Raw genomic sequence first — 6108 nt, 5'->3', positions numbered from 1 at the left:
ATTTAAAAATGTACAGCCTATTTGGGAGAAAAACCACAATCATCCTTTTGTCCAAGAGCTAGGAAAGGGCATTTTAGACGAAAAGAGGTTTATTCATTATATGAAGCAAGACTATGTGTATTTAATTGATTATTCGAAACTGTTTGCAGTAGGTGTGATGAAGGCGCAGGATCTCGAAATTATGGGGAAGTTTGCCAAAATCCTGCATGAAACCTTGCATTTTGAAATGGAATTACATAGGCAATTTGCGGCGGAATTTGGGATTTCTCGTGAAGAATTGGAGGCAACTAAACCTACACCTGTCAATTTGGCATATACGAGGTATATGTTGCATGTCGCCCAAAATGGCAGTTTAGCGGAAGTGGTTTCTTGTTTGCTTCCTTGTGCGTGGGATTATTGGGAGATTGGGAAGCTTTTAAGAAAGCAGTATGGTGAGCAATTATCTACTAACAGATATGCTAAATGGATAGAAACGTATGATTCTGAAACCTTTGGCAATGGAGCTAAATGGCTAATTGAACTAATGGATGAACTGGCAGAAGGAAAACCAGAGCGGGAGCTCGCTGTCCTAGAGGAGCATTTCCAGATGACTTCGAAATACGAGTATTTATTCTGGGATATGAATTATTACAAACAGGACTGGCCAATTTAAAGAATTAGACGGTGGAAATATGACATTAGAATTAAAGAATGTATCTTATGCCTTTAAAGATAGAAATCAAGAAAACAAAATACTATCAAATCTAAGCTTAACAGTAACTAATGGCGAGTTTGTCTCTTTGATTGGAAGAAGCGGAACAGGTAAAACTACTATATTAAAATTAATTACCGGTCTGCTTAAACAAGATAGTGGGGAGGTTTTTCTGAATGGAAAAGCAATCACGCTGGGGGATATTGGCTATATGCCCCAGCGTGATTTGCTCCTCCCTTGGCGAACTATACTAGAAAATATTATGATTTCAGCCGATATTCAGAAGAAAAATGGGCTTACAAAAGACAAAGCAAGAGAGTGGCTTCAACGAATAGGTTTACTAGAGTACGAGAATTCATTTCCAAAACAGCTATCAGGAGGGATGAGACAAAGAGTTTCTTTTCTTCGGGCCTTATTAACAGGCAAGGAATTATTATTGCTGGATGAACCGTTCGGAGCGCTTGATTCCTTAACGAAAAAAGACATGCAGGCATGGCTGCTGTCGATATGGCAGGAATTAAACAAAACGGTATTGTTTATTACCCATGATTTGGAGGAAGCATGCTTTCTAAGTGACCGAATACTCTTGTTGCACCCTGATAAAACGCTAGAAGAAATTCAGGTCAATCTGAAACGCCCTAGAAAACTTGATATGCTGCATGAAAAAGAGCTGATTACTTTAAGACAAAGCCTGGAGAAGAAGATTGCCTATGAAAAAAATTAAATTATGGATACAGACTTATAGTTTATTTCTCCTATTCTTCATGACAATCTTACTCTTATTAGAATGGCTAGTACAAAGTGAGTTCATTCCTGCCTTTATCATTCCGGCACCAACATGAGTAATCTTATCAATTTTTGAAAATTGGAAGCCACTATTATTAGAACACTTGCCAGCTACGATGATTGAATTTCTAATTGGATTTCTCCTAGCTGTTATGGGAGGAATTGTGTTGGCAGCAGGGATGTTTTTTTTCAAAACACTAGAAAAAATGCTTTATCCTGCAGTGTTAATTTCGCAAATGATTCCAATCATTGCCTTGTCGCCAATTTTCGTCCTTTGGTTCGGCTATACGATTTGGAGTAAGGTCGCGGTAACGATTCTTATCTCATTTTTTCCTATTGTTGTAGGCACATATGACGGACTTAAATCGAGTGATCAGGAATATAGCGAATTATTGCGTTCCATGGGAGCAAACCGCTGGCAGATCTTCCTAAAATTAAACACTCCGATGGCACTTCCTTCTTTTTTCTCTGGGCTAAAGCTTGCTATCGTTTATGCTTTAGTTGGTGCGACGATTGGAGAATGGCTAGGGGCAAGTGAGGGCTTAGGATACTATAGCCGCAGAATGTCAGGAAATTTAAATGCAGAAGGAGTTTTTGCAGCCATTACGATCCTAACTTTACTTGGCATCCTTTTGTTCGCCATTGTTAAAGCAGCAGAGAATTATATATTGAAATGGAAAAATGTAGAATAATTCACATATGGAGTTGCTCAGAAGATGAAAAAATCACTGTTATATCAACTATTATTGATTGTTATCGCTATCATGTTAGCAGGCTGTAACGCAGGGCAAAACGAAACGAGTAATGCAGATAAAATGGAAGAGCTAGAGGATTTAAGCATTATGCTTGATTGGTATCCGAATGCAGTTCACTCAGCCATTTATGTCGCTAAAGAAAAAGGATATTTTGAAGATGAAGGTCTAAATGTAAAAATTGAAATGCCTGCCGATACGAACGACCCATTGAAGCTTGCCGCCACTGGAAAAGTTGACTTAGCAATCAGCTATCAAAGTCAGCTTTTAGTTTCAAGAGCGGAGAATATCCCTGTCGTCTCCATTGCAGCATTTGTGAGACATTCCCTTGATGCAATCATGTATAAGACAGAAAGCGGAATTCAATCTCCAAAGGATTTAGAAGGGAAAAATGTTGGCTACCCATCGGCTTCAGTAAGTGAGGCCGTAGTTTCATCAATGGTCGAAATTGACGGCGGTGATATGAGCAAGGTGAAAATGACTGATGTTGGCTGGGATTTAATGGCCTCCTTAGCAACTGATAATGTGGATGCTCTAGTCGGTGCTTATATTAACCATGAGCAGGTTCTATTGAAAAAAGAAGGATACAACATTGATGTTCTTCATTTGCCGGATTATGGTGTCCCTGATAATTATGAGCTAATCATCGTAACAGGTGAAAATACATTAAGCAATAAGAAAGAGTCGATTGAAAAGTTTTGGCATGCGGTCACGAAAGGCCATGAAGACGTGAAAGCAGACCCTGATGCTGGTCTCCAAGTTTTGCTTGATCATGAAAATCATAGCTTTCCACTAGATAAAGAAGTCGAAAAGGAAAGCTTGCAGGTTCTCTTACCATTAATGGAGGATAAGGATGTGCCATTTGGCTATCAAGTAGAAGCATCTTGGGAGAATGTTGCTGATTGGCTTTACAAATCAAAGGTTATAAAAGAGCCGATCGACCCGAAAGAAGCATTTGAAAATATCGTGTCAAAAAAATAAACAAAGGAGTGACAGACATGCAAAAAACGAAAAAACTTACCTTAACTGCCATCATCGCAGCGATCACCACAGTTTCAAGCAGTTTCATTTACATTCCAGTTGGCTTTGCGAAAATTTTTCCAATTCAGCATTTTGCCAACGTCCTATCAGCTGTTTTACTTGGACCTTGGTATGCAGTGATTCAAGCCTTTCTTTCTTCATCGATTAGAAATATGCTCGGAACCGGAAGTTTATTTGCTTATCCAGGCAGTATGATTGGAGCATTTCTGGCTGCGATGCTATATCAAAAAACGAAGAATATTGGGATTGCTGCTACAGGGGAAGTCATTGGTACAGGGATTCTTGGTGCAATGGCAACGTACCCAATTGCTGTACTTCTATTAGGGAAGGAAGCAACCTTATTCGGATTAATACCTGCTTTTACGATGAGTTCATTTACTGGTGCAATTATGGGATATGCACTACTAAAAATATTAATTAAAAATAAGGCGATCGGAGGGATGCTTCATGAAAACAGCACTTACAATCGCAGGCTCTGATTCTGGCGGCGGTGCAGGAATTCAAGCAGATTTAAAGGCATTCGCCGCGCAAGGAGTATTTGGAATGTCAGTCATTACGGCCGTTACCGCACAAAATACACAAGAAGTAAGATCAGTACAAAATATTGATCTTTCCATCATCCGGGATCAAATAGAAGCGGTATTCGATGATATACAAGTTGATGCTGTTAAAATAGGGATGCTTTCTACTGCTGAAACAGTTGAGGTAGTTGCCCGTTCTTTGCAAAAATATAAACCAAAATACATTGTATTAGACCCAGTCATGGTTTCAAAAGGCGGACATCACTTATTACAAAAAGAGGCAATGTCGGCCCTTAAGGAAATATTAATTCCGCTATCAACAGTTGTAACCCCCAATATTCCTGAAGCAGAGGTATTAACTGGAAGTAAGATTAACTGTGAAGAAGATATAAAGTATGCCTGCGTAGTCATTAAAGCACTAGGGGCGGGTTCAGTTCTCTTAAAAGGCGGACATCTTAGCGGAGAGCCTAATGATTTATTCTTTGATGGAAACAGCTTTCAATGGATAAAGGGAGAAAGAATTCATACAAAAAATACACACGGTACAGGCTGTACTCTTTCATCTGCTATTGCAGCCAATTTAGCAAAAGGAGAGTCTTTATTAGAGACAATACGATCTTCAAAAAACTATATCACAACTGCCATTAAACATAGTCTTGAACTTGGACATGGCCATGGTCCTACGAACCATTTTTATGAACTATATGAAAAAGCAAATCTGCTAATCAAGCAAAACCCCTAAACATTTTAGCTTGGAGGACAAATGATCATGAATAAGGATACGATTAAAAATTTATTTACGATAATAAAGGAGCGCAATCCACTTATTCACCATATTACAAATAACGTCACGATAAACGATTGTGCAAATGCAACACTTGCCATTGGCGGTTCACCCGTTATGGCTACAAGTATCGAAGAGGTTGCAGATATGGTGAGCTTGGCAAATGCACTTGTCATTAATTTTGGTACGATTGATGATTTGACCTATAGTGCGATGATTCGTGCAGGGCAAGCCGCAAATGAAAAAGGAATTCCAGTCGTTTTTGACCCAGTCGGTGTTGGCGCTACTCCATTTAGAACGAAAAAGGCAATTGATTTTCTGAAAAAAGTTCATGTATCCATTGTACGAGGAAACGCAACAGAGGTTTTTGCCCTAATTGGCGGTAAGGGCGTAACAAGAGGGGTTGACGCTGGAGAGATTTCTATCTCGAAGGAAGCTCTGGCTATTGAGACTGCCAAGCAGCTTAATACAATAACAGTCATTAGCGGCGAAATTGACGTAATTTCCAATGGAGAAAAGACCGTCAGCATAGAAAATGGTGATGTTTGGCTAACCCGAATTACAGGAACAGGCTGTATGACAGCTTCTTTAATCGGCTGCTTTGCCGGAATCACAGATGACCTATTTTCTGCAGCCATCGCTGGAATGTCAGTTATGAGTTTAGCAGGAGAAAGGGCAAGAAATAGATTACAAGATTGTGATGGGATAGGGACTTACCGTATCAAGCTTATGGATGAGATATCGTTAATGGATGGACAAATATGGGAAGAAGGTGTTCGTTTCGCATGAAACCAAACTATACATTATATTTAGTTACTGAAGAATCAGCTCCAGTTGAAAAGCTTCTTCAAACCGTTGAGAGTGCTGTGAAAGGCGGAGTGACGATTGTTCAGCTCCGTGAAAAACAAAGTAGCGGAAAGCTTTTTTACGAAAAAGCAAAAAAAATAAAAAACTTGCTAGATCAGTATCATGTGCCACTTATTATTAACGATCGAATTGATATTGCAATTGCCGTAAATGCTGCTGGAGTTCATATCGGCCAGAACGATCTGCCTTTGTCTGCCGCCAAAAAAATAGTACCCGCCTCTATGATCGTGGGAATCTCTGTTTCAACGGTCGAAGAGGCTGTGGAAGCTGAGAGAAATGGAGCAAATTATATAGGAGTCGGTGCAGTATTCCCAACAACATCAAAAAACGATGCCAAACTGCTTCCTGAGGGGATGCTTCAAGCCATTACGAAAAAAGTTTCAATCCCAGTAGTAGCTATCGGGGGAATTAAAGTTGATAATTTAACGGAGCTTCCAGAAAAACACATCGCTGGTTATGCAATTGTTTCCGGTATTATGAAGGCCGCGAATCCTTACACAGCGGCTGAATCCTTTAGAAAAACAATTAGTCTAGGAATTAGCAGGCCATAATAAAGACCCACGATATCGATAAAAGATGTCGTGGAATTTTTTTTTTTGACTATTATTTCTGCTTTTTATATATTTAAAATAATATTTTCAAAAAGCTTTGAAGCGATCCCACATG

8 protein-coding genes are annotated in these 6108 nt (G+C 39.3%); all 8 read left to right on the top strand.

Translation table 11 applies throughout. The annotated features are described in order from the left end of the window. A partial coding sequence (tenA, locus tag V7149_RS22885; RefSeq protein ID WP_335347888.1) for a thiaminase II occupies nucleotides 1–652 on the top strand: 652 nt, incomplete at its 5' end. Between the two features lie 19 nt (nucleotides 653–671). After that, entirely contained in the window at nucleotides 672–1415 is a 744-nt protein-coding gene (locus tag V7149_RS22880) for an ABC transporter ATP-binding protein (protein WP_335347887.1), read from the top strand. Nucleotides 1416–1593: 178 nt separating this feature from the next. After that, a complete protein-coding gene (locus V7149_RS22875; RefSeq protein ID WP_335347886.1) occupies nucleotides 1594–2169 on the top strand; it encodes an ABC transporter permease in 576 nt (191 codons plus the stop codon). A gap of 24 nt (nucleotides 2170–2193) precedes the next feature. Next, on the top strand, nucleotides 2194–3210 hold the full coding sequence (locus tag V7149_RS22870) for an ABC transporter substrate-binding protein (RefSeq protein WP_335347885.1): 1017 nt from the start codon (nucleotides 2194–2196) through the stop codon (nucleotides 3208–3210). Between the two features lie 17 nt (nucleotides 3211–3227). After that, the gene (gene thiW / locus V7149_RS22865; protein ID WP_335347884.1) at nucleotides 3228–3749 is read left to right on the top strand and encodes an energy coupling factor transporter S component ThiW; all 522 of its coding nucleotides are present in this window, start codon (nucleotides 3228–3230) and stop codon (nucleotides 3747–3749) included. Continuing rightward, complete coding sequence (thiD, locus tag V7149_RS22860) at nucleotides 3718–4533, top strand: bifunctional hydroxymethylpyrimidine kinase/phosphomethylpyrimidine kinase (RefSeq protein WP_335347883.1); 816 nt, start codon at nucleotides 3718–3720, stop codon at nucleotides 4531–4533. The genes thiW and thiD overlap by 32 nt, the downstream gene beginning before the upstream one ends. Nucleotides 4534–4554: 21 nt before the next feature. Beyond that, nucleotides 4555–5364, top strand: coding sequence for a hydroxyethylthiazole kinase (thiM, locus tag V7149_RS22855; protein WP_335347882.1), 810 nt, complete (start codon nucleotides 4555–4557; stop codon nucleotides 5362–5364). Next, nucleotides 5361–5993: a thiamine phosphate synthase gene (thiE, locus tag V7149_RS22850; protein ID WP_335347881.1), complete on the top strand. Its 633-nt coding sequence runs from the start codon at nucleotides 5361–5363 to the stop codon at nucleotides 5991–5993. Before thiM ends, thiE begins: the two co-directional genes overlap by 4 nt. Nucleotides 5994–6108: the final 115 nt, after the last annotated feature.

This window comes from Bacillus sp. JJ1503, from assembly GCF_036965125.1.
Classification (GTDB): Bacteria; Bacillota; Bacilli; order Bacillales; family Cytobacillaceae; genus Cytobacillus.
This window is presented reverse-complemented; position numbering and strand designations above follow the sequence as displayed.